The organism is Streptomyces sp. NBC_00433, from assembly GCA_036015235.1.
Taxonomy (GTDB): domain Bacteria; phylum Actinomycetota; class Actinomycetes; order Streptomycetales; family Streptomycetaceae; genus Actinacidiphila.
In genome coordinates, this window is record CP107926.1 from 817,257 (window position 1) to 842,595 (window position 25,339).

General features: G+C 71.8%; 18 protein-coding genes and 1 pseudogene. 9 read left to right on the forward strand and 10 right to left on the reverse strand.

All coding sequences use genetic code 11. The features are described from left to right. Window positions 1-3: 3 nt before the first annotated feature. Genes OG900_03300 through dhaK form a run of 4 tightly spaced genes read left to right on the forward strand, consistent with a single transcriptional unit; the run spans window position 4 to window position 3,371 of the window. Window positions 4-864, forward strand: a complete 861-nt coding sequence (locus OG900_03300) for a class II fructose-bisphosphate aldolase (protein ID WUH89260.1) — start codon at window positions 4-6, stop codon at window positions 862-864. Between the two features lie 5 nt (window positions 865-869). Beyond that, on the forward strand, window positions 870-1,664 hold the full coding sequence (locus tag OG900_03305) for an HAD-IA family hydrolase (GenBank protein WUH95599.1): 795 nt from the start codon (window positions 870-872) through the stop codon (window positions 1,662-1,664). Window positions 1,665-1,686: 22 nt separating this feature from the next. Continuing rightward, window positions 1,687-2,349 (forward strand): dihydroxyacetone kinase subunit DhaL, encoded by a 663-nt coding sequence (gene dhaL, locus OG900_03310; protein WUH89261.1) that lies wholly within the window; start codon window positions 1,687-1,689, stop codon window positions 2,347-2,349. Between the two features lie 26 nt (window positions 2,350-2,375). After that, the gene (gene dhaK / locus OG900_03315; protein WUH89262.1) at window positions 2,376-3,371 is read left to right on the forward strand and encodes a dihydroxyacetone kinase subunit DhaK; all 996 of its coding nucleotides are present in this window, start codon (window positions 2,376-2,378) and stop codon (window positions 3,369-3,371) included. 86 nt (window positions 3,372-3,457) lie between these two features. Here dhaK and OG900_03320 read toward each other — a convergent pair whose 3' ends face one another. The 4 genes from OG900_03320 to OG900_03335 form a co-directional block, all read right to left on the reverse strand. Continuing rightward, window positions 3,458-4,765, reverse strand: a complete 1,308-nt coding sequence (locus tag OG900_03320; GenBank protein WUH89263.1) for a dicarboxylate/amino acid:cation symporter — start codon at window positions 4,763-4,765, stop codon at window positions 3,458-3,460. Between the two features lie 462 nt (window positions 4,766-5,227). Further along, window positions 5,228-7,645, reverse strand: coding sequence for a glycoside hydrolase family 95 protein (locus OG900_03325; protein WUH89264.1), 2,418 nt, complete (start codon window positions 7,643-7,645; stop codon window positions 5,228-5,230). 113 nt (window positions 7,646-7,758) lie between these two features. Next, on the reverse strand, window positions 7,759-9,585 hold the full coding sequence (locus OG900_03330) for a carbohydrate-binding protein (protein ID WUH89265.1): 1,827 nt from the start codon (window positions 9,583-9,585) through the stop codon (window positions 7,759-7,761). A gap of 89 nt (window positions 9,586-9,674) precedes the next feature. Beyond that, on the reverse strand, window positions 9,675-10,856 hold the full coding sequence (locus tag OG900_03335; GenBank protein ID WUH89266.1) for an ROK family transcriptional regulator: 1,182 nt from the start codon (window positions 10,854-10,856) through the stop codon (window positions 9,675-9,677). 412 nt (window positions 10,857-11,268) lie between these two features. Here OG900_03335 and OG900_03340 point away from each other — a divergent pair, with 412 nt between their 5' ends. Continuing rightward, on the forward strand, window positions 11,269-12,051 hold the full coding sequence (locus tag OG900_03340; protein ID WUH89267.1) for an alpha/beta hydrolase: 783 nt from the start codon (window positions 11,269-11,271) through the stop codon (window positions 12,049-12,051). 63 nt (window positions 12,052-12,114) lie between these two features. Here the strand turns inward: OG900_03340 and OG900_03345 are convergent, their stop codons facing one another. Continuing rightward, window positions 12,115-13,905 carry a galactose oxidase early set domain-containing protein gene (locus tag OG900_03345; protein ID WUH89268.1) on the reverse strand — a complete coding sequence of 597 codons (1,791 nt, stop codon included), beginning with the start codon at window positions 13,903-13,905 and terminating at the stop codon, window positions 12,115-12,117. Between the two features lie 262 nt (window positions 13,906-14,167). Here OG900_03345 and OG900_03350 point away from each other — a divergent pair, with 262 nt between their 5' ends. Beyond that, window positions 14,168-14,581 carry a hypothetical protein gene (locus tag OG900_03350; protein WUH89269.1) on the forward strand — a complete coding sequence of 138 codons (414 nt, stop codon included), beginning with the start codon at window positions 14,168-14,170 and terminating at the stop codon, window positions 14,579-14,581. A 126-nt stretch (window positions 14,582-14,707) separates the two neighbouring features. Here the strand turns inward: OG900_03350 and OG900_03355 are convergent. Both OG900_03355 and OG900_03360 read right to left on the reverse strand, forming a co-directional pair. Next, window positions 14,708-15,665, reverse strand: a pseudogene (locus tag OG900_03355) (DUF692 domain-containing protein). Next, window positions 15,662-16,564, reverse strand: coding sequence for a TIGR04222 domain-containing membrane protein (locus OG900_03360; protein WUH89270.1), 903 nt, complete (start codon window positions 16,562-16,564; stop codon window positions 15,662-15,664). The pseudogene OG900_03355 and the gene OG900_03360 overlap by 4 nt, the downstream one beginning before the upstream one ends. A 299-nt stretch (window positions 16,565-16,863) precedes the next feature. Between OG900_03360 and OG900_03365 the strand changes: the two genes are divergently transcribed. Continuing rightward, on the forward strand, window positions 16,864-20,262 hold the full coding sequence (locus OG900_03365) for a discoidin domain-containing protein (GenBank protein WUH89271.1): 3,399 nt from the start codon (window positions 16,864-16,866) through the stop codon (window positions 20,260-20,262). Between the two features lie 152 nt (window positions 20,263-20,414). Then, window positions 20,415-20,960: an EF-hand domain-containing protein gene (locus tag OG900_03370; GenBank protein WUH89272.1), complete on the forward strand. Its 546-nt coding sequence runs from the start codon at window positions 20,415-20,417 to the stop codon at window positions 20,958-20,960. A gap of 122 nt (window positions 20,961-21,082) precedes the next feature. On the opposite strand, the gene OG900_03375 is transcribed toward OG900_03370, so the two are convergent. After that, the gene (locus OG900_03375; protein ID WUH89273.1) at window positions 21,083-21,760 is read right to left on the reverse strand and encodes a GNAT family N-acetyltransferase; all 678 of its coding nucleotides are present in this window, start codon (window positions 21,758-21,760) and stop codon (window positions 21,083-21,085) included. Between the two features lie 149 nt (window positions 21,761-21,909). Here OG900_03375 and OG900_03380 point away from each other — a divergent pair, with 149 nt between their 5' ends. Next, entirely contained in the window at window positions 21,910-22,749 is an 840-nt protein-coding gene (locus OG900_03380; GenBank protein ID WUH89274.1) for a prephenate dehydratase, read from the forward strand. A gap of 6 nt (window positions 22,750-22,755) precedes the next feature. On the opposite strand, the gene OG900_03385 is transcribed toward OG900_03380, so the two are convergent. Next, window positions 22,756-23,316 carry a PRC-barrel domain-containing protein gene (locus OG900_03385; GenBank protein ID WUH89275.1) on the reverse strand — a complete coding sequence of 187 codons (561 nt, stop codon included), beginning with the start codon at window positions 23,314-23,316 and terminating at the stop codon, window positions 22,756-22,758. Between the two features lie 182 nt (window positions 23,317-23,498). Further along, on the reverse strand, window positions 23,499-25,316 hold the full coding sequence (locus tag OG900_03390) for an ABC transporter ATP-binding protein/permease (protein WUH89276.1): 1,818 nt from the start codon (window positions 25,314-25,316) through the stop codon (window positions 23,499-23,501). Window positions 25,317-25,339 lie beyond the last annotated feature (23 nt).

Genomic DNA, 25,339 nt, shown 5'->3' on the forward strand with positions numbered 1-25,339 from the left:
GATGTGTCCGTCGTACCGCTGACCGACATCCTGTCCGACGCCTACAAGGAGCGCTACGGCGTGCCGGCCGTCAACGTGGTCAACGACCTCACCTTGGAGGCTGTCCTCGGCGCCGCCGTGGAGAATTCGTCGCCGCTGATCGTCCAGACGTCCGTGAAGACGGTCAAGGCGGTCGGCTACGACGTGCTCTACGCGATGTGGCGCTCGATGACCGCCGGTATCGAGGTGCCGGTGACGCTGCACCTGGACCACTGCCCGGAGCGCGAGGTGATCACCGAGTGTCTGCGGCACGGATGGAATTCGGTGCTCTTCGACGCCTCGCGGATGCCGGTCGAGGAGAACATGCGGCAGACCGTCGAGGTGGTCGCCGAGGCCCGGCGGTACGGGGCCCACGTGGAGGGCGAGATCGAGTCCATCACCGGGGTGGAGGACGACATCGGCTCCGACACCGCGGCCCAGCAGCAGGATCTCGCGGTGGCGCTGGAATTCCTGCGGACCACGCAGGTCGACGTCTTCGCACCGGCCATCGGCAATGCGCACGGCAGCTACAAGCAGGCGCCCGTACTGGACGCTGAGCGGGTCACCGCCATCGTCGACGCCTACCCGATCCCGATCGCCCTGCACGGCGGCAGCGGCCTGTCCGACGAGCAGTTCCGCGACCTGATCGCCCGCGGCTGCGCGAAGGTCAACATCTCCACCGCGCTCAAGGAGACCTTCATGAAGTCGAACCTGGCCTTCCTCGAAGAGGCCGCGCGGAAGCAGAAGTGGGACCCGCCCTCGCTCTTCCGGCACGTCGGCGGTGACGTGGCCGACCTGGCGGGTTCGCTCATGCGGCTGTTCGGCAGCGCCGGAAGGGCGGCGTGACCGCGATGCCCGCACTCGTCTTCGACTGCGACGGCGTCCTCGCCGACACCGAGCGCTACGGCCATCTGCCCGCCTTCAACCGGACCTTCGAGGACTTCGGCCTGCCCGTGCGGTGGAGCGACGCCGACTACGCCGAGAAGGTGCAGGTCGGCGGCGGCAAGGAGCGGATGATGACGCTGCTGACGCCGGAATTCGTCGCCGAGGCCGGGCTGCCGGCCGACCGGGAGTCGCAGGAGGCCGAGGTCGCCCGCTGGCACCGGCGCAAGACCGAGGTCTACACCTCGATCATCGCGAGCGGCAGCATCCCGCCGCGGCCCGGGGTGCGCCGGCTCGCCGAGGAGGCCCGGGGCGCCGGATGGGAGCTGGCGGTCGCCTCCACCTCCGCCGAACCCTCGGTGCGCGCGGTGCTCGACATGGCGATGGGCAGCGAACTGGCCGCCCGCTTCTCGGTCTTCGCCGGGGACGTCGTGCGGCACAAGAAGCCCGCCCCCGACATCTACACCCACGCCGTGGAGCATCTCGGCGCGGACGCCGCCGGCGTGATGGTCGTCGAGGACAGCCGCAACGGGCTGCTCGCCGCCCTGGCCGCCGGTCTCAGGTGCACCGTCACGACCAGCGCCTACACCGGGGACGAGGACTTCACCGGCGCCTCGCTGGTGGTCAGCACGCTCGGCTCCCCGCCGCCCGACCCGGTCGAGGCGCGGGTGCTCGACGACCCGCTCGGCGTGAAACCGGGACCGTACGTCACGCTCGCCGACCTCGGGCGCCTGCTCGGCGTCGCGCCCCCGCAGGCCGCTTGACGCCGCGACCGCAAGGAGAGACATGTCAACGTCATCACCAGCAGTCAGTGACCTGGAATTCGTCGTCGGAAGCGTGGCGCAGACCGCGGTCGACAACGAGCGGGAGTTCGGTGAGCTGGACGCGGTCGTCGGCGACGGGGACTTCGGCTACTCGCTCGCACGCGGCTTCGAGATCGTGCTCGCCGACTGGGACGGCTTCGACCGCTCGACGCCGTCGGCCTTCCTGAAGAAGGTCGCGCTGGTCATCTCGCAGCGAGTGGGCGGCACTTCGGGCCCGCTGTGGGGCACCGCCTTCCTGCGGGCGGCGAGCGCGGTGAACGACACGGCGGAACTGGCCGGGCTGACCGGGCAGGACGCGGTGGCGATGCTGCGCGCGGCCGCCGAGGGCATCAAGGCCCGCGGCAAGTCCGACCTGGGAGACAAGACGCTGCTCGACGCGCTGATCCCGATGACGGACGCGCTGGAGAAGGAACTGGCCGCGGGCCACGGCGGCGCCGCGGAGCTGGCGCGGTCCACCGCGACGGCGGCCCGCGCCGCCGCCGACGCCACCACCCCGATGCAGGCCATGCGGGGCCGGCCGAGCTACACCGGCGAGCGCAGCATCGGCTCGCCGGACGCGGGCGCGGTGGCGGTCGCGGTGATGGCCGAGCGCGTGGCCGACGAGTGGGCCCGACGAGCCACCTGACCCATGCCGACACAGGGAGTGACACGATGAAGAAATTCGTCAACGACCCGAAGAACTACATCCCGGAGATGCTGCAGGGGCTGGCGCTCGCCAACCCCGACACCCTGCGGTACGTCCCCGAGTACAACCTGATCATGCGGGCGGACGCCCCGGACGACGACAAGATCTCGGTCGTCCAGGGCTCGGGGTCCGGCCACGAGCCGGCCCATGTGATGAGCGTCGGCAAGGGGATGCTGGACGCGGCCTGCCCCGGTGACGTCTTCTCCGCGCCGCCCACCGACTACGTGCTGGAGACCATCAAGCGGGTCGCGTCGCCCAAGGGCGTGCTGCTGCTGGTCAACAACTACACCGGTGACCGGATGGCGTTCGAGATGGCCCAGGAGTTCTCCGAGGCCGAGGGCACGAAGGTCCGCACCCTCTTCATCGACGACGACGTCTCCGTGCAGGACTCGACCTACACGGTGGGGCGGCGCGGGGTGGCGGGCAACTTCTTCGTGATGAAGGCCGTCGGGGCCGCGGCGGAACGCGGCGCCGAGCTGGACGAGGCGGTCAGGATCGGCGAGAAGGTCAACTCGGTGACCCGCACCATGGGCATGGCGCTGACCGCGTGCACTCCCCCGGCCAAGGGCTCCCCGCTGTTCGAACTGCCCGCCGACGAGGTCGAGATGGGCGTCGGCATCCACGGTGAGCCGGGCCGCCGCAGGGAGAAGCTGCGGGACGCGGACACCATGGTCCGCGAGCTGGTCGACGCCGTCGCCGACGACCTGCCGTACGCGTCGGGCGACAAGGTGGCGCTGATGGTCAACGGCCTCGGCGGCACCCCGTACAGCGAGCTGTACCTGGTCTACGGCATCGCCCACCGGCTGCTGGCCGACCGCGGCATCGACGTCACCCGTTCCTATGTCGGCGAATACTGCACCTCGCTCGACATGGCCGGCGCCTCGGTCACCCTGGTCCGCCTCGACGACGAGATCGACGGCCTGCTGGCGGACCCGGCGCAGACCCCCGTCCGCGTCTTCTGACCCGCCCGGTCGGACGGCGGTGGGAACGCGGCGGCCCCCGGTCTCCGTCTGGAGGACCGGGGGCCGCCGCGGGCACCGGCAGGGGGTCAGACCCCGACCAGCTCCTTGCGCTCGGCGGCGTCGGCGTCGGCGGGCGACTCGTCGGCGGCCTCCAGGTCACGCGGGTTGTTGAAGGCGTCCAGGTCGAGGATCTTCTCGCGGGACGCGACCAGGACCGGTGTGAGGACCTGGCCCGCGACGTTGGTCGCGGTCCGCATCATGTCCAGGATCGGGTCGATCGCCAGCAGCAGGCCGACGCCTTCCAGCGGCAGGCCGACCGTGCTCAGGGTCAGCGTCAGCATCACGATGGCGCCGGTGAGGCCCGCGGTCGCGGCCGAGCCGATCACCGAGACGAAGGCGATCAGCAGGTAGTCGCCGATGCCCAGGTGCACGTGGTAGACCTCGGCGACGAAGATCGCCGCCAGCGCCGGGTAGACCGCGGCGCAGCCGTCCATCTTCGTGGTGGCGCCGAAGGGCACCGCGAAGGAGGTGTAGTCGCGCGGCACGCCGAGCCGCTCGGTGACGCGCTGGGTGACCGGCATGGTGCCCACCGAGGAGCGGGAGACGAAGCCGAGCTGGATGGCCGGCCAGGCGCCGCGGAAGAAGTTGACCGGGTTGAGCTTGCCGACCAGGGCGAGCAGCAGCGGGTAGACCACGAACATCACCAGCGCGCAGCCGACGTAGACGTCGACGGTGAAGGTGCCGAGCGGCCTGAGCAAGTCCCAGCCGTAGGTGGCGACGGACTTGCCGATCAGGCCGAGGGTGCCCAGCGGGGCGAGCCGGATCACCCACCACAGGGCCTTCTGCACGACCTCGAGCACGACCTTGGAGAAGTCGATCAGCGGCTCGGCCTTCTCGCCCACGGACAGGCAGGCGGCGCCGACCGCCACGGCGAGGAAGACGATCTGCAGCACGTTGGGCTTGCTGAAGGCGTCCACGACGTTGGTGGGGATGATGCCGGTGAGGAAGTCGACCCAGCTGCCCTTGTGCAGCTCGTCGGGCAGCGCGGCGGCCTTGAGGTGGACGCCGTCGCCCGGCTTGGTGGCCAGGCCGAGCAGCATGCCGATGCTCACCGCGATCAGCGAGGTGATGCAGAACCACATCAGCGTGCGCAGCGCCAGCCGCGCGGCGTTGGTGACGTTGCGCAGGTTGACGACGCTGACCAGGACGGCGGTGAAGACCAGCGGCGGCACGGCCAGCTTGAGCAGCTGGACGAAGATGTTGCCGATCCGGGTGAGCGTCTCGGTGAGCCAGTTCACGTCGCCGTTCCGGGCGATCAGCCCGAGGACGACTCCGAGGACCAGACCGCCGAGGATCTGGGCCCAGAACGGGGTTCTCTTGAGCAAGGCAGGCAAGGGAGGACTCCTGGAAGAGAGCGGACACAGCCGGGCACCCGCGGGGGGGGTGGACCGGCGCGGTGCAGCTGGTGCCGCGCTCTCGACAGCGGTGAGGCAGGTCAGGAGCGGCAGGCGGACGACCGGGCCGGGTGGTGAGGCGTTGGCGCAGAGCGCCGGATGACCGCCCGGACCGTCAGGAACCGCCGCCGCGGCTCACGCGGGCGGCGGGGGGACGGACGTCAGGGGCGGATACGCGTCAGGGCGTACAGAGGTCGCCGTTGCAGTGGCCCAGGTCGACATGCCGACACATCACGAGCGGGGTTCCCCCGGCCGTGGGCGCGTCGAAGACACTGCGTGCACTGGACATGAGCAAGACGATAATGCATTCATCACACACGGACAAGCCGCCGGAGATCATAGTTGTGCAGGTGGGCGGCACACCGGAGGCGGACGGGGCCTTTCCCCCGCCCGCCCCGGCGGTCACGACAGGTGACGCAGGGTGACGGACTCCCCCGGCCTGAGGTCCACACGGCGGGACGTGCCGCCGGCGGCGAGGGTCGTGGTGCGGCCGCCGATACTGCGCAGCGTCGCCTGGGTGACCTTGCCGTCGCGCCACGCCAGGTCGGCGACGAAGCCGCCGCGTACACCCACGCCGGACACCGAGCCTGCGGCCGCCCAGGCGGCGGGCAGCGCCGGCAGCAGCTCGACACGGCCGGGCCGGGAGTAGACCAGCATCTCGACGATCGCCGACGGGGTGCCGAAGTTCGCGTCGATCTGGAAGATGCCGCGGCCCGCCTCGACCTCGTAGATGTCGAAGAGGTTCATCGCGCTGCCGTTGCCGCCGTCCGCGGACGGCCTGAGGTTGGTGACGACGAGCTGGTACGCCTTCTCCGCGTCCTTCAGCCGCGCCCAGCACAGGCTGCGCCAGGCGTTGGCCCAGCCGAAGCTGTTCATGCCGCGCGCGGTGAGCAGCGCCGTCGCGCCGGCCAGGATGTCCTTCGGGGTGGAGTCGTCGGGGCGGATCCGGTCGCCGGGGAAGAGGCCGAACAGCGGCGAGAGGTGGCGGTGCGTGGTCTCACCGAGGTTGTCCGGCGACATCCACTCCTCCAGCCAGCCGGTCGTCGGGCTGACCACAGGCAGGTAGAGGCGGTCCCGCAGCGCCTCGACGGCCGCGCTGTGGGCGGTGTCGCGGCCGAGGGCCTGCGTCGCGGTGCGGTAGTGGCCGAAGAGATTCCACACCAGCTCCTGGGCGTAGGTGATGCCCTTGGCGTCCAGCGGCCCCTGCTCGGGCGACCAGTCGCTGTCGGCGATCAGCACCTCGCGCGCGGCGCCCGACGCGTCGGTGACGGTGGTGGTGACCAGCCGCGCCTCCCAGAATTCCACCGCGCCCTTGATCAGCGGGTAGACCTTCGCCAGGTAGGAGCGGTCCTGGGTGTATTCGTAGTGCTCGAAGAGGTTGTGGCACAGCCAGGCGTTTCCGGCCGGGTGCCACCACCAACCGCCGCCGCCGTAGGGGTTGGTGGAGATCGCCACCGTCCAGCCGGCGATCTTTCCGCTGGAGTTGCGGTAGCGGTTGGCCGGGCTGTTGAACAGCCGCCGGGTGGTGTCGGTCCAGCAGGGCAGCTGCGCCAGGCAGTAGTCGGCGAAGGCGTCGAAGCCGCCGGACAGGCCCGCCCTGTCGGCCATCCAGTAGTTCATCTGGAGGTTGATGTCGGTGTGGTAATCGCCCATCCAGTCGGGGTCGTTGCCGTCCAGCCACACGCCTTGCAGGCCCATCGGCAGGCTGCCGCGCGACCCGGAGATCATCAGGTAGCGGCCGTACTGGAGGTAGGCCGCCTCCAGCTCCGGGTCGGGGACGTCGTCGCGGTGGCGCGCCTGCACCCTCTGCCAGGTGTCGAGTTCGCGCTGCGCCGGCGAGGACTTGCCGAGGCTGAGGTCGAACTGGCCGAAGACGGCGCGGAAGTCGGCGACATGGGTGTGCAGCAGGGTCGTCGCGGAGTGCCGGGCCGCGTCCCGCGCCTTCGTCCCGGCCAGGGCTTCGGGGTCCACCGACGGGGCGCGGAAGCCGGAGGCCGCGTCGGGGGCGTAGTCGGTGCCGCCGCTGAGGACGACGGTGAGGTCACCGCACCCGGTGAAGGCCAGGGTCGTGCCGTGCACGGCGACCTTGCCGGTGCTGCTGGTGGCGGTGACGGCGGCGCCGTATCTCAGGCCGTTGCCGAGGGCCGCGCCGAAGGAGGCGAGGCGGGCGGCGGCGTCCGCGGTGGCGGTCTCGCCGTGGGTGCCGGCCAGCGCGACGGTGCCGGTGTAACTGCCGCCGCCGCGCTGGGAGAAGTGCAGCACGATCGCGTCGTCGGGGCGGCTGGCGAAGATCTGCCGCTGGTAGTGGGCGCCGCCGATGTCGTAGGTCGTGGTGACCACGCCCTGGGCCATGTCGAGGACCCGCCGGTAGTTGTTCACCGCGCCCAGGTCGTGGTCGGGTATCGCGACGGTGAGCTGGGCCAGCAGGGTGAGGGAGCCGAAGTCGTCGCGGCCGTAGGGGAACTGGCCGTCGCCCTGGAGCGTGTCGTTGAGGCCGCCGGTCCACAGGGTGGCGTCGGTGACCATGAGCAGTTCGGCGGCCGGGTCGTTGCCGGTGAGCGCGCCGAGCCGCCCGTTGCCGACCGGCAGGCCCTGGCCGATCATCGAGCCGGCCGCTCCCGGTGCCTGCCACCACAGCTGGTTGCGCTCGGCGTCGGCGTCGGAGAGCAGTGGCGAGGTGGTGGGGCGCAGCGGGGCGGCCGACGCCGTGAAGGCCGGGAGGCCGCCGAGTGCCGCGGTGGCGCCGGTCGCGGCGGCGAGGGCCAGGAAGCCCCTGCGGCTGGGGCGGTGTTCGGGCGATGCGCTGGGCTGGGTGTCCACGTGCTGCACTCCAGGGTGAGGGGACGACGGGAGCGGTCCTGCGGTCATGGGGGGTCGCGCGGCCCCGGGGCGGGGGTCCGGTGGTGTGCCGGACCCCCGCCCTCCGGGTGCGGTCAGGGGGTCCGCGGTACGTCGATCCGGTCGATGTCGGGCGCGTATCCGTCGGCGCCGCTGTCGAAGGTGATCGTGTTGGCGCCCGCCTTCAGGGCGAGTTGGACGCTGACGGCCTGCGGGGTGCTCCAGTCGCCGGTGGAGGGGAAGGGCAGGCTGCTGCCGTGGCCGCTGTTCGACGAGACGGTCACCGCGCGCGGATCGCCGCTGACGTAGCGGACCTTGACGGTGTAGATGCCGGCCTTCTGCACGGTGACGCCGTTGAAGCGCAGCGTGCCGCCGCCGTAGAGGTTGCCGACCTTCGCGCCGCCCGAGCAGGCGTCGCAGGCGGCGGTGGAGGCGTTGCCGCCCAGGGTGTTGGCCGCGGACTCGGCCTCGTAACCGGTCGTCGCCACCGGGTGCCCGGCGGGCTTGACGGTGAGGAGCCGGGAGCCGTGCGCGGGCAGCGCCTCGGTGATCCGGTCCTTGTACGTGCCCAGGTTCTGCTTGTTCCACAGGTCGCGCACCGAGGCGGCGCCGGTGAAGCCGAGGGCCGCCCAGTCGGCGGTGACGGACGCCGGCGCCGCGGCGAGGTTGAACAGGGCGACGGTGTAGCTGCCGTCCGGATTCCGCGTCGCCCAGACCTGCTGGTCGCCGACCGGGGTGACCGGGCGTGCGACGGGCGAGGTGTTCTGGTCGACCGCGATGACCTCCCTGTTGGTCAGCAGGGAGACGCCGTAGTCGTCCAGCGCGGTGAGGTCGTCACCGGTGAACAGCGGGGACTTGTTGATGGCCCACAGCGTCAGGTAGCTCTGCCGCTCGGCCTTGGTCAGGCCGTCCATGGCACCGTTGCCGACATCGACCGCGTCGAGGTCGTTCCAGCCGCCGGGGCCTGCCTTGCCGCTCCACGCGGGGGCGTCGTTCCAGCGGTCGTCGACCGAATTCTCCCAGGTGACAAGGGTGTTGCAGTAGCACTCGACGTCGGTGTCGATGCGCCAGCCGTCGGAGTAGCGCTGCCAGTCGGCGGCGTGGCCGATGTCCAGCGACCAGGACACTTCGAGGTGGATGGGGCGCCCGGTCGCGGCGATCGCCCGGTGCCAGGCGGCGACGTCGGCGACGTTGTCGTAGTTGTCGCCGGACTTGCCGGAGCCGGGTCCGACGCCGTCCAGCTTGAGGAAGTCGTAGCCCCACCCGGCGAGCGCCTGCGCCTGCGAGTCGACGTAGCTCTGCGCGCAGGGGTTGTCGAAGTCCAGCTTGTAGGCGCTGTCCCAGCCGTTGGTGGTGCGCAGGTCCGGGTAGACGGCGTCGGCGGTGGTGCAGCCGGGGGCGTCCAGGATCGGCACCTCGCCGTCGCCGTAGGCGCCCTTCTCCATGCCCACGGGCAGGTAGATGCCGGCCTTGAGGCCCTTGGCGTGGATGTGGTCGGCGACCGGCTTCATGCCGTGGGGGAAGCGGACCGGGTCGGGCCGCTGCCGGCCGTACTGGTCGTAGCCGGGCGTCCAGCTGTTGTCCATCCACCAGCCGGCGTCGATGTTGACGTAGGTGTAGCCGTACTGCTTCAGCTTGGAGGCGAGGGCGTCCGTCTGCTTCAGGACGTTCGCCTCGGTGAGGTAGCTGTAGCTGCCGTTCGGGTTGAGCCCCGGGTACTGCGAGGACTGCATGCTCCAACTGGACCAGCCCATGTACGGCGTCGTGGCGGTACCGCCCGCGGTCGGCTCGGGGGCGGGGCCGGCCGCGCCGGCGGCAGGGGCGGCAGTGGCCAGGCCGGCCGTGACGGCCAGCACCAGCAGGGCTCTGACGGACCGGCGTACGGCGCCGACGCGCGGTGCCGGGTACGAGGATGACCGCATGAGGGTCGGACCTCCTGTTGTGGGAAACGGGGGAAGGCGTGCCGGAGCCGCGTGCGCGCTCCGGCGGAGGGGACAGGCGGGCGCGGCCGCTAGTCCTGGTAGGCGTGGGGTCCGATGAAGGACTGGATCGCGGTGGCCGCGGCGCCGCGCGCCCACTCCTCGAAGGGCAGCGGGCGGGTCGTCAGGTCGCACTGGGCGGCGGTGCCGAAGGCGGAGCGGGCGAAGGCGGTGCGGATGTCCTCGGCGAACAGGTCGTAGGCGGCCAGGCCCTCGCCGGAGATGATCACCCTTTCCGGGCCGAGGACGTTGACCACGGAGCCGATGGCGCGGCCGATCGCCTCGCCGGCCCGCGCGTAGACCTCACGGGCCGCCGGGTCGCCGCGGCGGGCCAGTTCGAGCGCCTCGGCCACGGAGGCCAGCGGTCTGCCGGTGGCGGCGCGGACCTCGCGCAGGATCGCCGGGTCGGACGCGATGCCCTCGACGCAGCCCTGGTTGCCGCAGTGGCAGCGCGGTCCGAGCGGGTCGATGGACAGGTGCCCGATCTCGCCGGCGACGCCGTGCGCCCCCGAGACCACCCGCCCGTGCACCACCAGGCCGCAGCCGATGCCGGCCCCCACCGTCACCAGGGCGAAGTCGGAGAGCCCCACCCCGGCCCCGAACCACTGCTCGGCCACGGTGAGCGCCCGTACGTCGTTGTCGACGGTGACCGGCAGCCCGGTCGCGGTCCCGGCTACGTCGGCGAGCGGCACGTCCCGCCAGTCCAGGAAGGGCGAGTACCTGACCACGCCGTCCAGCCGGTCCACGTCGCCGGACACGGCGATCCCCAGACCGCACACCCGGACGCCGAAGCCGTCGGCCTCGACGAGCAGTTCCTGCACCATGGCGATCAGCGCCGGCAGCACCACCGCCGGCTCCCGCCCGGTGAGCGGCATGTGCCGCGCCACCCGGATACGGCAGCACAGGTCGGTCAGCACCGCGATGACCTCGTCGCCGGTCACCTTGACGCCGATGAAGAGCGCCCGCCCGCCGTCGACCCGCACCAGGCCGGCCGGCCGGCCGACGGCGGGCCTGGCACCCCCGTCCAGGTCCTCGACCAGATAGCCGCCCTCCATCAGCGGCCGCACCGCCTTGGTGACCGCGGCCGGCGACAGCCTGGTCCGCCGCGCGACCTCGGCCCGGGTCAGCGGGCCGTGCGAGAGCACCGTGGTGAAGACCAGGGACGCGGCGGGCGTCGTCGCGGGAACCGTCTCGTGCGGGGGCGCTGAGGGCATGGCCGGAAACGTAGAGGCGTTCTTTTCCACTGTCAATGAAAAAAGCGGAAATCAAAAGAACAAGCCCGCAGGTGTCCCGTAGCCTGCAAAAGCTGGCTGGATCGGGGATTCTAACAGGGAATCGAAGGTGAGGGCGGGAATTTCTCACGTCCCAGCAGGGTGGGCTCTCACGCTGTCACAGCGAGGCCCTGATCCGGCGCGGGGCGGCGCGGCCGCGGTGCGCTGCGAAAAGGAGTTGGTCGTGCGGCGCTTCGTTGGTAACGTCCGGAGCACCGTGACACCGCGCGAGGAGGTGAGACCCATGACCGCTGTATGTGAGTGGGCGCTCCCCCTTTCCCTCACGGCCGGGCGACTGACGTAGCCGTCGCCGGGAGCGCCTCGACAATCCAGGCACTCCCGAAGGGCAACACCCATGAATGCATTGACTTTCAGCGCCGCGACCTCGTCGGACGGCGTCCTCGAACGCGACTTCACCGTCGGTGGCGTACCCGGCGTGCTCTGGTCGCCGGACCGGGGCGAGGGCGACGGTCCCGATCGCGCGCCTCTGGTCCTGATGGGCCACGGCGGGGGCACGCACAAGAAGGCACCCGCGATGGCGGGCCGTGCGGCGCGGATCGTCGCCGACTGCGGTTTCCACGTCGCCGTCATCGACGCGCCGGGGCACGGCGACCGGCCGCGCACCGCGTACGACGAGCAGGAGATCGCCGTCATGCAGCAGGCGATGGCGACGGGCGAGCCGGTCGGCCCGATCGTCGTGCGCTACAACGCCCACCTCGCGGAACGCGCGGTGCCCGAGTGGCGGGCGACGCTGGACGCGCTCCAGGAGCTGCCGGAGATCGGCGCCGACGGGCCGGTCGGCTACTTCGGCCTGAACATGGGCACCGCGATCGGGGTGCCGCTGGCGGCTGCCGACCCCAGGATCAGCGCCGCGGTCTTCGGTGTCTTCTGGCACGACCCGCTGGCCGAGACCGCGAGGCGGATCAGCATCCCGGTCGAGTTCGTGCTCCAGTGGGACGACGAGCACATCCCGCGCGCCTCGGGACTCGCGCTCTTCGACGCCTTCGCGTCGCAGGACAAGACGCTGCACGCCAACGCGGGCAGGCACAAGCAGGTGCCGAGGTTCGAGGTGGACAGCGCGGTCCGCTTCTTCGCCCGCCACCTCGGCGCGGCCCGCCGCCTCACCGGCGTGAGCTGACGGTCGACGGCACGTCCCCGGGGCGGCCGCGGCTGCCCCGGGGACGTACTCTGCACGGCCGGGTCAGGGGGCCAGTTTGACCCACTTGGCGACGCTGGGGACGCCCTTGTCGTTGAGCAGGAAGAGCATGTAGTAGCCGGGAGGGGCCGCCTTCGCGGACGGCGGGGTCTTCAGCGTGAGCTGGTTGCCCGAGCGGCCGGTGATCTGGAGGTCGAGGTGCCGCTGGCTGGTGTCGACCGCGTGGGTGGACGTGATCGGCGCCAGCAGGACCGCGCGGGAGACCTGCCCGGGGGTGGTGGTGCCGACCTTGATGGCGGTGTTGTAGCCGACCGCGCCCGCGGGCACCGTGCTGATCACCGGGCGGGCGCCCTGGTGCAGATACGCGGGCTCGTAGATTTCGATGGTGCCGTTCAGGCCGGACTTGATGTCCGGGTTGTTGGCGATCTGCTGGAGCTCGTCGCCGGTCACCATGATGCGGCCGTCGGGGAGGATGACCGCGTTGGAGTGGTAGCCGCGCGGCAGGCGCTGGGAGGGCCCGAGCCGCCAGGTGCCGTTGGCGTCGCGCATCTCGGTCTGGCGGTATTTGAGGTCGGCGTTCGGGTTGAGGTCGCCGTTCCCGTAGTTGCGGATGTCGTAGGAGCCGTTGACCGTGAACAGCGTGCCGTTCGGCAGGATGAGCGTGTCGTCCTGGGTCCGGCCGAAGGCGCGCGGGGTGTCCTTGTGCCACGCGCCGCCGGAGAAGCGGTAGGTGTTCGGGTCGTTGCGGTTGCCGCCGAGGATCAGGACCGAGTCGGGGCCCTGCGTGCCGTTGGGCAGCGCGACGGCCGAGCCGTAGTTGCGCAGGCCGCCGTCGGGGCGGTCGGGCAGCTGCGTACGGGACTGGTCGGCCGGGTCGAAGCGCCATTCCTGGTCCGCGTCACGGCCGAAGCCGTAGATCTTCCCGTCGTTCAGCGAGAACAGGTGCGGGTAGTCCATGCGGTAGGGCGCTTCGGACTTCCACTGGCCGGAGGCGACGCCGTCGGGCGCCTTGGCCGGGTCGAGCGGGACGGCGGCGGGCCGCGCCGGGAATTCCTCGATGACCGGGGTGGGGGTGCCCCAACCCAGCTCGGACTGGCCGGACATGATGACCTGTCGGCCCTGGGCGTCGGTGACCACGCTCGGATACCAGCGGCCGACCGACAGGTCCTGCTGCTGGTGCCAGGTCTCGGTCCACGGGTCGAAGACCAGCGCGAGCTTGGCCCCGGTGCCGCCGTTGCCGCCCAGATTGCCGCCGAAGACGCCGACCATGCCGTTGGGCAGGTAGGAGTGGCCGGCGCAGAAGAACGGGGCGGGGCGCGGCTGGTTCGTGCCGTCGGGCATGTCGACGATCGGCGGCGGCACGGCCTTGAAGGCGTTCGGGCCCTCGCCTGCGGCCGGGTCCCAGACATAGGCGGTGCCCGCGTTGCGGCTGCCGATGACGTCGGTGGGCGCGGGCTCCTTCTGCGGGTTGTCCTCGACGCTCTCGAAGGAGAACAGCAGCACCTTGCCGGTCGGCAGCATGGCCACGTGCGCGGCGAAGTCGGGGCTGGAGAAGTAGTCGGTGAACTTCCCGAACTCCGCCGGGTCGAACTTCGCATTGTCCTTGGCCTGCGTGTCGGTGAGCATCTTCAGGCGCAGGGTGCGGGTGGTCTGCGGGTAGTCGGTCTGGACGGCGCGCACGGCGCGGTCCCCGGTGCCGGGGTCGGACGCGGCCGAGGCCGCGGTCAGCGGCGCGGTCAGGGCGGCGGTCGTGCCCAGGGCGAGCACGGCGCCCCAGGCCGCCCGCGCTTTCGGCCGCCTGGTGCGCGGGCTCGTACCTGATCTGGTGGGTGACATCGGACTCCTCAGCCCGGCCGCGCGGGCGGACGGGGCAGACGGCGTGCGGCATGCAGCGGCCGCGACGCCGCGCGCGTGGTAACGGACAGCCACATTTGATCACGCTCCGTTCATCATCGTGGGGGGACACAGCATCGAATCCCGCATGGTCACTCGATCGAAGTCACTGAGAGTGTCCGGACGTGGTTCCGGTCACCGGCGTGCTGCAATGACCGAAACCGCTTCGGCGGAAGTGCGAGGACAGCTGGAAGGAGCGCGTTCAGTGATCAGCAGGACCCTCAAGCGCGCCGCCGCGGCCGTGGGCACCTCGGTGCTCGTCGTCATGGCCGGTGGCGGAGCGACAGCCGTGGCGCAGACCACGGTTCAGCCGCAGGCGGTGCAAGGCAGTGTGATCAGGGGCGGTGCCGACGGCACCCCGCGGACGTTGATGTGCCCGCCGGAGGAGAACGTCCTCAGTGGCGGATTCGCCATCTCGGCCCCCCAGGGCGGGGTGCTGGGCCACGGTGCCGCGGACCTGCTGGAGAGCCGCCCGACCCCGGACGCCACCGGCTGGGTCGTCACTGTCCGCAAGAACCTCGCGCCCGCGGAGCGCGGCCGCCCCGGGGCGCACGTCGCCCCGGCCGACCTCACGCTGTTCGTCGTCTGCACCCAGGGCGAGAACACCCCCGGCGGCTGACGGCCGCCCGGCCCGGCGGACCGGTCCGCGCCCTCACTCGCGGGCGCCGGACTGCCCGTCGCCCCCGTTGCGCCCGCCTCGGCGGGCGAAAAGGCGCGGGCGGCGGGGAGCCGCGGCCGGGGCGTGGGCATGCTTGGCGCGCAGGGCCCGCGCCTGGACCCGGACGCGCTCCGGGTCGAAGCCGGGCGGCGGCTCCGCGCCGCCGACGAGGGCGGCGAGCAGCCGCTCCTGCGCCGCGCCGAGCGCGGCCCGCTCAGCCGCGGACACCGCTGCCCCTGGCCACGGCGCCGCGTATGGCGGCGAGTTCGGCGGCGATCCCGCTGTCGGCCGGGTAGTCGCCGTCCCGCTCGAGCAGGACGCCGGGCAGCCGGGTCCTGGCGGCGAGGTCGGCGAGCAGGTCGAGCACGGGCCCGCCGACCGGATGGGTGTGGGTGTCGTGCCAGACGCCGTCGCGCTCGACCCCGCCCGCCACGTGGACGTAACCCAGCCGCTCCAGCGGGAGTTCGTCGAGCACCCGGTGCGGGTCGGCCCCGAGGTTGACGTGCGCGGTGTGCAGGTTGGCGACGTCGACCAGCAGCAACACGCCCGTTCGCTCGGCGACCTCGGCCAGGAACTGGCCCTCGGTCAGCTCGTCGTCGGGCCAGGCCAGCAGCGGGGCGATGTTCTCCAGCGCCAGCGGGACGGGCAGCTGGTCCTGGGCGATCCTGATGTTCTCGGTGAGCACGGTGAGCGCGTCCCTGGTCCTGGGCACCGGCAGCAGGTGCCCGGCGTTCCACGCGCCGGCCCGAGTGAAGGCGATGTGCTCGCTGACCAGCGGTGAGCCCAACGCCTCCGCGCACGCGGCGAGATGGGCCAGCCGCCGGGGGTCGGGGCGCTCGGCGCCGCCGAGCGACAGCGAGACGCCGTGCGGGATCACCGGTGTGCCGCGGTCCCGCAGCACCCGCAGCGAGGTGAACAGCCTCTTCGGGGAGAGCCCCTCTGCGATGGCCTCGACGAAGTCGACGCCGGAGAGCCGTTCGACGGTGATGTCGATGCGCGGGCGCCATCCGATGCCGTAGCCGAGCGCGGGGGGCGCGGCGGTCATCCGCCGCACCCGCCACCGCCGCACCCGCCGCCCCCGCATCCGCCGCCGCCTCCTCCTCCGCAGCTTCCCCCGCCGCCGGAGCCCGAGGAGCTGGACAACCCGCCGTAGATCGCATGCCGCAGGACCGGGTCGGCGACGCCCGCGGCGCCGAGCACCGCCACGCTGAGCACCGCCGCGGGGACGAGCGGGTCGCCGCCGCCGCCGGCCGGAGCGTGACCGCCGGCGCCGAAGAGGAGCCGCGGGTCGAGCGCTGCGCCCTGCCGCCCCCGCTCCAGCAGCCTGTCCCCCGCCAGCGTGCGGCGCGGGACGGTGGCCGCGACGGCCACCAGGACGAAGCCGCTGACCGCCAGGGCGAGGATCAGCAAGGTGACCGGGCGGCCGAGGCGGATGCCGTTGACGAGCCTGGCCACGCCCACGCAGAAGACCGCGAGCAGCGGCAGGACGGCGGCCGTCGACGCCCCCCGGCTGCCGGGTCCGAACAGCAGGCCGCGCTCGACGGCGTCCTGGGCGATCCGCTGGACCGGCCGGCTGACGACGGTGCGGGCGCGGACGGCCGACAGGCCGACGCCCTTGGCGCTGCCGCAGCAGGCCAGGACGGCCTGCTGCACCGGTTCGTATGCCGTCGGTGTGCCGCAGGCGGTGATCCTGTGGTCCCTGCCGACCCGCAGCCGGCCGTCCTCGATGAGCGCCTGCACCGCGGTGTCCACGACCCGCACGGTGCCGCCGCCGACGACGGCGAGCGTGTAGACGTCCGCAGGACCCGTCCCTGCGGTCGGGTCGGTGTCCTGCCGCTTGCGGAAGCCCGCTCGCAGCAGCGCCGTCACGATCCCCGCGGCGGCGAAGGCCGCGGCGTACGCGGCCAGGAAGTCCGGGCCGCTCATTCCCCATGGCTGACTCATGTCGACCACCCCCACCGGAAGTGACGCCCCGTCCGCCCGCCGCGGTTCCCCGCGGGAACGCCGACCCGGCATGTCAGCAACTCGCCAACCCTGCGCAAACTGTTGACAAAGCAGATACACGATTGCAACCTTTGACTCGCAAAAACCAGGCCAAGGCTTCCATATTTATTAGCGGCTGCTTGCAACTTCGTCGCAGGGATCGCTGCCCTGCCATGCCCGGCGGTGCGCGACCAGATTGCGGACGCGGCCGGAAACCTCCCCCCACCCGCTCTCTCGTTCCGGACAGAACAGAGGAGACCATGAAACGCAAGCAGCTCCGACGCCTGATCACCGGCGTGCTCGCGGTCGGCCTGATCGCCCTCGGCCTCTCCCCCCTCACCGCCTCCGCCACGGCCGCCGACCGCCCCAACCTGGCGCTGGGCAAGGCCGCTTCCGCCGGCGGCTCCGTCGGGGGCTACCCCGCCTCGAACGTCACCGACGGGAACCAGGGCTCGTACTGGGAGGGCCCCACGAACGTCTTCCCGCAGGGGCTCCAGGTCGACCTCGGGCACAGCGCCACCGTCGACCAGGTGGTGCTGAAGCTGCCTGCCTCGTGGGAGGCGAGGACCGAGACGCTCAGCGTGCAGGGCAGCGCCGACGGGTCCTCCTTCAGCACCCTGGGCGCCTCGCAGGGCCGGGCGTTCGCGCCGGGCACAGCCAACACCGTGACGATCGACTTCACGGCCGCCGACGCCCGTTACGTGCGGCTGAACATCACCGCCAACACCGGCTGGCCCGCCGCCCAGGTCTCCGAGTTCGAGGTCTACGGCACCGACACCACCGACCCCGGCGACCCGGGCGGTGACCCGGGCGACGGCAACGGCACCGACCTCGCACAGGGCAAGCCGATCGAGGCGTCCTCCACGACCCAGTCCTTCGTCGCGGCCAACGCCAACGACGGCCAGGTCGGCACCTACTGGGAGTCCAACGGCTTCCCGTCGACCCTGACCGCGAAGCTCGGCGCCGACGCCGATCTCACCTCCGTGGTGGTCAAGCTCAACCCCGACAGCATCTGGGGCGCCAGGACGCAGACCATCCAGGTCCTCGGCCGCGGGCAGTCCGGCGGCGGCTTCACCTCACTGGCGGCCGCGACCGCCTACACCTTCAACCCGGCCACCAACCAGAACTCGGTCCGGATCCCGGTCAACGGCCGGGCCGCCGACGTGCAGTTGGCCATCACCGGCAATTCCGGGGCGCCCGGCGGCCAGGTCGCCGAATTCCAGGCCGTCGGCATACCCGCGCCCAACCCGGACCTGACGGTCACCGCGCTGTCGTGGTCCCCCACCGCCCCGGTGGAGACCGACAGCGTCACCGTGGGCGCGACCGTACGCAACGCCGGCTCCGCGGCCTCGGCCGCGACCACGGTGAATGTCAGCGTCGGCGGCGTCGTCGCGGGCACCGCCTCGGTCGGCGCACTGGCCGCGGGCGCCTCGACCACGGTGTCGGTCTCCGCGGGAAAGCGGGCGACGGGCAGCTACGCCGTCACCGCCATGGTGGACCCGCTGGACACCGTCATCGAGCAGAACAACTCCAACAACAGCCTGACCGCGCCCACCCAGCTGGTCGTCGCCCAGAGTCCGGGACCGGACCTCCAGGTGCTCGGCATCACGTCCAGCCCGGCGAACCCGGCGGTCGGCGCACCGGTCTCCTTCACCGTCGCGGTGCACAACCGCGGCACCACCGCCTCCGGCGCCACCACGGTCACCCGGCTGACGGTGGGCGGCACCACGCTCAACACCAACACGCCCTCGGTCGCTGCCGGTTCGACCACGACCGTGAACGTCGGCGGCACCTGGACGGCCACCAGCGGCGGCGCCACCATCGTGGCCACCGCCGACGCGACCAACGTGGTGACCGAGACCGACGAGAGCAACAACATCTTCTCGCAGGCCATCGTGGTCGGGCGCGGGGCGGCGGTGCCCTTCACCGAATACGAGGCCGAGAACGGCGCCTACACGGGCGCGCTGCTGACCACCGACCAGGAGCGCACCTTCGGCCACACCGACTTCGCCACCGAGTCCTCGGGCCGCAAGTCGGTGCAGCTCAACTCCACCGGCCAGTACGTGCAGTTCACCTCGACGGTGCCGACCGACTCCATCGTGGTGCGCAACTCCATCCCGGACGCGGCGGCCGGCGGCGGCATCGACGCCACCATCAGCCTCTACGTCAACGGCAGCTTCGCCCGCAAGCTCACCTTCTCCTCGACGCACAGCTGGCTCTACGGCAGCAGCGACGACCCGGAGGGGCTGACGAACCGGCCGGGCGGTGACGCCCGGCGGCTGTTCGACGAGTCCAGCGCCCTGCTGAACACCACGTATCCGGCGGGCACCACCTTCAAGCTGCAACGCGACGCCACCGACACCGCGTCGTTCTACATCATCGACCTGGTCGACCTGGAGCAGGTGGCGCCCCCGACCAGCAAGCCGGCCGAGTGCACCTCGATCACCGACTACGGGGCCGTGCCCGACGACGGGATCGACGACACGGCGGCCATCCAGAAGGCGGTGACGGCCGACCAGAACGGCCAGATCACCTGCGTGTGGATCCCGGCCGGCCAGTGGCGGCAGGAGCAGAAGATCCTCACCGACGACCCGCTGAACCGCGGGCAGTACAACCAGGTGGGCATCAGCAACGTCACGATCCGCGGTGCGGGCATGTGGTATTCGCAGCTGTACACCCTCACCCAGCCGCAGGACGCGCACGGCATCAACCACCCGCACGAGGGCAACTTCGGCTTCGACATCGACGACAACACGCAGATCTCCGACATCGCGATCTTCGGCTCGGGCCGCATCCGCGGCGGTGACGGCAACGCTGAGGGCGGCGTGGGCCTCAACGGCCGGTTCGGCAAGAACACCAAGATCAGCAACGTGTGGATCGAGCACTCCAACGTGGGCGTCTGGGTCGGCCGCGACTACGACAACATCCCCGCCCTGTGGGGTCCCGCGGACGGGCTGCAGTTCAGCGGCATGCGCATCCGCGACACCTACGCCGACGGCATCAACTTCACCAACGGCACCCGCAATTCGCAGGTGTTCAACTCGTCCTTCCGCACCACGGGCGACGACTCGCTCGCGGTCTGGGCCAACAAGTACGTCAAGGACCAGTCGGTCGACATCGGGCACGACAACCACTTCACCAACAACACCATCCAGCTGCCCTGGCGGGCCAACGGCATCGCGATCTACGGCGGTTACGGCAACACCATCGAGAACAACCTGGTCTACGACACGATGAACTACCCGGGCATCATGCTGGCGACCGACCACGACCCGATGCCCTTCTCCGGGCAGACACTGGTCACCAACAACGCGCTCTACCGCACGGGCGGCGCCTTCTGGGGCGAGGCCCAGGAATTCGGCGCCATCACGCTCTTCGCGTCGACCCGGGACATCACCGGCGTCACCATCAAGGACACCGACATCTACGACTCGACCTACGACGGCATCCAGTTCAAGACCGGCGGCGGCAGCATGCCGGGCGTCGTGATCAGCAACGTGAAGATCGACAAGTCGAACAACGGCGCCGGCATCCGGGCGCAGGGCGGTGCACGCGGCAGCGCGTCGCTGACGAACGTGGCCGTCACCGACTCGGCCGACGGGAACGTCCTGGTCGAACCGGGCTCGCAGTTCGTGATCACGGGAGGTGCCGGCTCCTGAATCACGGCAAGGGGCCCCGGACCGCCGCGGTCCGGGCCCCTTGCCGTGACCGCGAGGGTGACGCTTCGTACGCATGTACCCGTGGGCATACGGGGGCTTCCGCGCCTATGGTCACATATGCCCGGTTCGGCGTGTGACAAGGGAGGCCGCGTATGGCCAGCGCGTTTCAGGAGCGCAAGCTCACAGGGATGTTCGCCGCGTTCGACACGGACGGTGACGGCTATCTGCGCGAGGAGGACTTCAGGGCGCTGGTCGCCCGCTGGAGCCGGCTGCCGGCGGTCGGCCCGGGGACGGAGCTGCGCACGGGGATGGAGACCCTGCTGATGGGCTGGTGGGCGGCGCTGCTTGAGGAGGGGGACGTCAACGGGGACGGTGCGGTCGACCTCGGCGAAGTGCTGCTGCTCGTGGACCGGTTGCCCTTGATGATCGCGGACGTCACCGCGACCGCCGACACCGTCTTCGACGCGGTGGACGCCAACGGCGACGGACGTATCTCCCCGGCGGAGCACCGCGCCCTGGTCGAGACCTGGAACGGCCGGCCCGTCGACATGACGGGCGTCTTCGAACTGCTCGACCTCAACGGCGACGGGCATCTCAGCCGGGAGGAATTCGCCCTGCTGTGGCGGCAGTTCTGGACCAGCGACGATCCGGTCGAACCGGGGAACTGGCTCTGCGGCCGCTTCGCCGCCGCGGGCTGAGGGCGGTCCCGCCGGCCGCCGCCGTCCCCGCCCGGCCTCCTACCGCCGGAGGGGAGCGGTACGGAACTGGCTTGTGCGGCCCCCTCCTCAGCCTGGCCCGGCCGCTCGGCGGGTGCGCCCGCTCAGGGTGAGTCGTAGCTGGCGCTCACCATGGGCGCGTGTGTCCGCCAGCCGAGCGCTTCGTAGAGCGCGCGGCCCTCCACCGTGCCGACCAGGACGCCGGTGTGCGCGCCGCGCTCCAGCGCCTCGCGGTGCAGGGCGCGCATCACGACCGAGCCGAGGCCCTTGCGCCGGTGCAGCGGCGAGGTGCGGATCTGGTCGGCGACGGCGGTCCCGCCGGTCGGGGCGATCTGGCCGCGCGCGGCGAGCGCGCCGTCCGGTGCCGTGACGGCCACGCGTGTCACCCCGCCGCGGGTCCAGGTCCGCAGGCGGTGGCCTTCGGGGACGTCGACCGGGGTGTGCCGCAGTTCCGTGGTCATCAGGAAGCCGGGATGGCCGAGCGTCCAGCCCGGTGCGAGCCAGGGGGCGACGATGTCCTCGGCCGCGTTCGGCGCGTCGTGCGCGGTGCTCACCCGCGGCAGGAAGACCTTGAGCCAGCGGCCGGGCGCGGCGCGGTCCGCGGCGAGCCCGCGCACCGTGGCCTCGTCGCCGTCGACCACCACGTGCCGGGCCGCCTGGGTGAAGATCCCGACGTCGATGCTCCATCCCCAGGGCTCCGGCTCCGGGTCCGCCGCGCCGCGCGAGACGATCCATCCCTCGATCCAGGACCACACCAGCGGCGTAAGAGATGAAGTAGGCATGGGTCCATTACATCCCGAGGTCGGGCCGCCCCTCGATCTCCGCGCGGGTTCGTTGCCGCATCGTGACGGAGGGCGCGGGCCGTAGAATTCCGGCAGCTCTTCCGACGGGAGGGCGCAGGCACCCGGACGGGTGGGAAGCTGAGGTTCGCGTGGTCACGATCGCCTACCAGGGGGAGCCGGGGTCCAACTCCGCCGCCGCGACCGCCGACCTCTACCCCGGCAGCACGGGCCTGCCCTGCACGGGCTTCGAGCAGGCGCTCGAAGCGGTGACGCTCGGCACCGCGGACCTCGCGGTGATCCCGGTGGACAATTCCGCCGCCGGGCGCGTGGCCGACGTGCACCATCTGCTGCCCGAGTCGGGGCTGTCCATCGTCGCCGAATACTTCCTGCCCATCCGCTTCGACCTGGTCACCGTGCCGGCCGGATCGGCCGAGCAGATCGAGTGCGTCCGCAGCCATGTGCACGCGCTGGGGCAGTGCCGCAAGGTCCTCCGCGAGGGCGGCTGGCGGACACTGGTCACGCAGGACACGGCCGGCGCCGCCCGCGAGGTGGCGGAGCTGGGCGACCCCCGGCACGCGGCGCTGGCCCCGCCGGCCGCGGGCCGCCTGTACGGGCTCAAGGTGGTGCGGGCCGGCGTCGAGGACGACCCGGACAACACCACCCGTTTCGTGGTGCTGTCCCGCAAGGCCGGGCTGCCCGCGGACACCGGCGCGCCGACGATGTCGAGCCTGTTCTTCTGCGTGCGGAACATCCCCAGCGCGCTCTACAAGGCACTCGGCGGCTTCGCCAGCAATGCCGTGAACATCACCAAGATCGAGAGCTACCAGATCGGCGCGGGCCTGCACCCGAGCCGCTTCTACATCGAGATCGAGGGCCACCCGGACGAGCGCCGGGTCACGCTGGCGCTGGAGGAGCTGGACTTCTTCTCGTCGGAGGTTCGCCTGCTGGGTGTCTACCCGGCCCACCCGCACCGCCGCGAAGGGCGCTGACCGGCTTCAGCCGTGGTCCCCGCCGGAGTAGGGGGCCGGGTCCGGGTCGGGCTGGGGCTCGGAGACGGACTCGCCGGGGACGTATCTGCGCAGCCGCGCGGTCGGGGCCGGGGGCTCCTCGGCCAGCTCCTTGACGTCCCGCAGGTCCGCCTCGCCCTCGACCACCGGCCACTTCGGCCGCCCGTCGCCGAAGACGCCGGGCGCCGCCGACGCCTCCCGCTCGGGAGTCGGCAGCCCGTAGTGGAGGAACAGCTCCTGCTCCTGTACGAGGTCGAGGTGCTGCTCGCTGTCCATCCTGGGCGCGCTGCGCACGGTCTCGGCCGTGCAGTCGAGGTCCAGTACGCCCTCCTGCGTGTGGGTGGCGCCGTGGAGCGGGGCGAAGATGTCGCCTTCCGGTCGGTCGAGGAGGTCCGCGTCGTCCGCCTCCGTGCGTACCGTCACCCACTCGGCGCCCCGCCCCATGTCGTTCACGTACACGTCGGCGACGTGGCCGATCCGCTCGCCGTCCCGGCCGTACGCGGTCAGCCGCCGGAGCGCCTCCGGGTCCGCGAAGACGTCCTCGTCCATCAGCGGGTCACTCCTCCGGGCACCGGCACCACGGCCACCTCATGTCTCCTGTGCAGGGCTCGCGCCTCCAGGACGGTTGCTGTTCCACCCTAAGCACGGCGCCGGCCCGCCGCACCCGGGACGGCGCCGGACGGAGCGCGGCCCCGGCGCGCCGGACGCGGATCGGTGCCGACTGCGGCCCGTCAGTTCAGGTCGGCGCGGGCCGGGGCGGTCCCGGTCAGGAAGCCGCCCGACTGGTGCTGCCAGAGCTTGGCGTAGGAGCCCTCCGACGCGAGCAGTTCCTGGTGCGTGCCCTGCTCCACGATCCGGCCGCGGTCGAGGACGACGAGCCGGTCCATGGTGGCGACGGTGCTCAGCCGGTGCGCCACCACCAGCGCCGTCCGGCCGTCCATCAGCCGCCACAGCGCCTCCTGGACGAGGATCTCGCTCTCGGAGTCCAGCGCGCTGGTGGCCTCGTCGAGCAGCAGGATCGGCGCGTCGCGCAGGATCGCCCGGGCCAGCGCGACCCGCTGGCGCTGCCCGCCGGACAGCTTGACGCCGCGCTCGCCCACCAGCGTGTCGTAGCCGTCGGGCAGCCCGTCGGCGAAGTCCGCCACGTGCGCCGCCTCCGCCGCGCGGCGGATCTCCGCGTCGGTGGCGCCGGGCCGGGCGAAGGCGATGTTCTCCCGCAGGGTGCGGTGGAACATCGCCGGGTCCTGCGGCACGTAGGCCATCAGGCCGCGCAGGTCCGCCTGGCGCAGCCGGCTGATGTCCTGGCCGCCGACCAGGATCCGCCCGGCGTCGATGTCCGCCATCCGCAGCAGCAGCCGGGTGAGAGTGGTCTTGCCGCCGCCCGACCGGCCGACGAGGCCGATCCTCGTGCCGCTCGGCACATCCAGGTCGAGTCCCTCGAAGAGCGGCTCCGCGCCCGCGTGGGCGAAGGCCACCCGCTCGAAGCGGATGTCGGCGGCCCGCGACCGCAGCGGCTCGGGCGAGACGGGGTCGACCACGGTCGGCGGCGTCAGCAGGAGTTCGGTGAACTGGGCGGCCTCGGTGACCGAGCTCTCCATGCGGCGGTAGATCTGGTTGAACTCGAACATGATCCGCGTGGCGTTGCTGTAATAGGTGAAGGCGACCACGATCGCCTCCACGCCGTGCCTGCCCCCGCCGAGGGTGACCGCGAGCAGCAGGCCCAGCGCGTTGGTCAGGACGGACATCGGCGCGACGAGCGTGTCGATGCGCAGGTTGCCGTAGTCCCAGGACCGCAGGCTGAGCCGCTTGGACTCCGCGACGCGGGAGCGGTGCTCCGCGGCCTCGCGCTCCTCGGCGGCGAAGGCCCGCACCGTGTCGATGTTCGTCAGGCTGTCGGCGACATGGCCCGCCACCCGGGCGATCGCCGCCTCGCGCTGGTCGACGATCGCCTGGCGGCGGCGGATCAGCGGGGCCACGCACAGCGCCGTCAGCGCGAGCATCGCCAGCAGTCCGACGACCAGCAGCGGCTGGTAGAGCCACAGCACCACGGACCCGAAGACCAGCGGGACCAGGCTGCCGATGACCGAGAAGGTCAGCGTGTCCACGAATTCCTCGAAGCGGGACGCGAAGCTCAGCACGCGCTTGGTGAGCGATCCGGCGAAGCTGTTCTGGAAGAATGCGGCGTCCTTGGCGAAGAGTTCGTCCATGCCGATCACGTACAGGTGCTCGACGCCGAGCGCGTCGACCCGGTTCAGGCAGTGGAAGCCGATACGCCACAGCAGCTCGGCGAACAGCAGGACGCCGGCGAAGCCCAGCACGTACGGCAGTGCCGCGCCGGCCGCGATGCCGGAGTCGTCGGCGATACGGCCGACGAGCTTGGCGACGAAGAGCGGAGCGACGTAGTTGATGCCGGTGGTGCCCAGCGCGGGCAGCAGCATCCCGGGCACGGCCAGTGGGCGGAGCCGCACCAGCTCCCGGCCGTAGTAGCGCAGCGCGAGGACCACCGAACCCCGCCGCGGCACATCCTCACGAGAATCAGGCGTTTCCATTTCCACCCCCGAGCCGTCGAGTG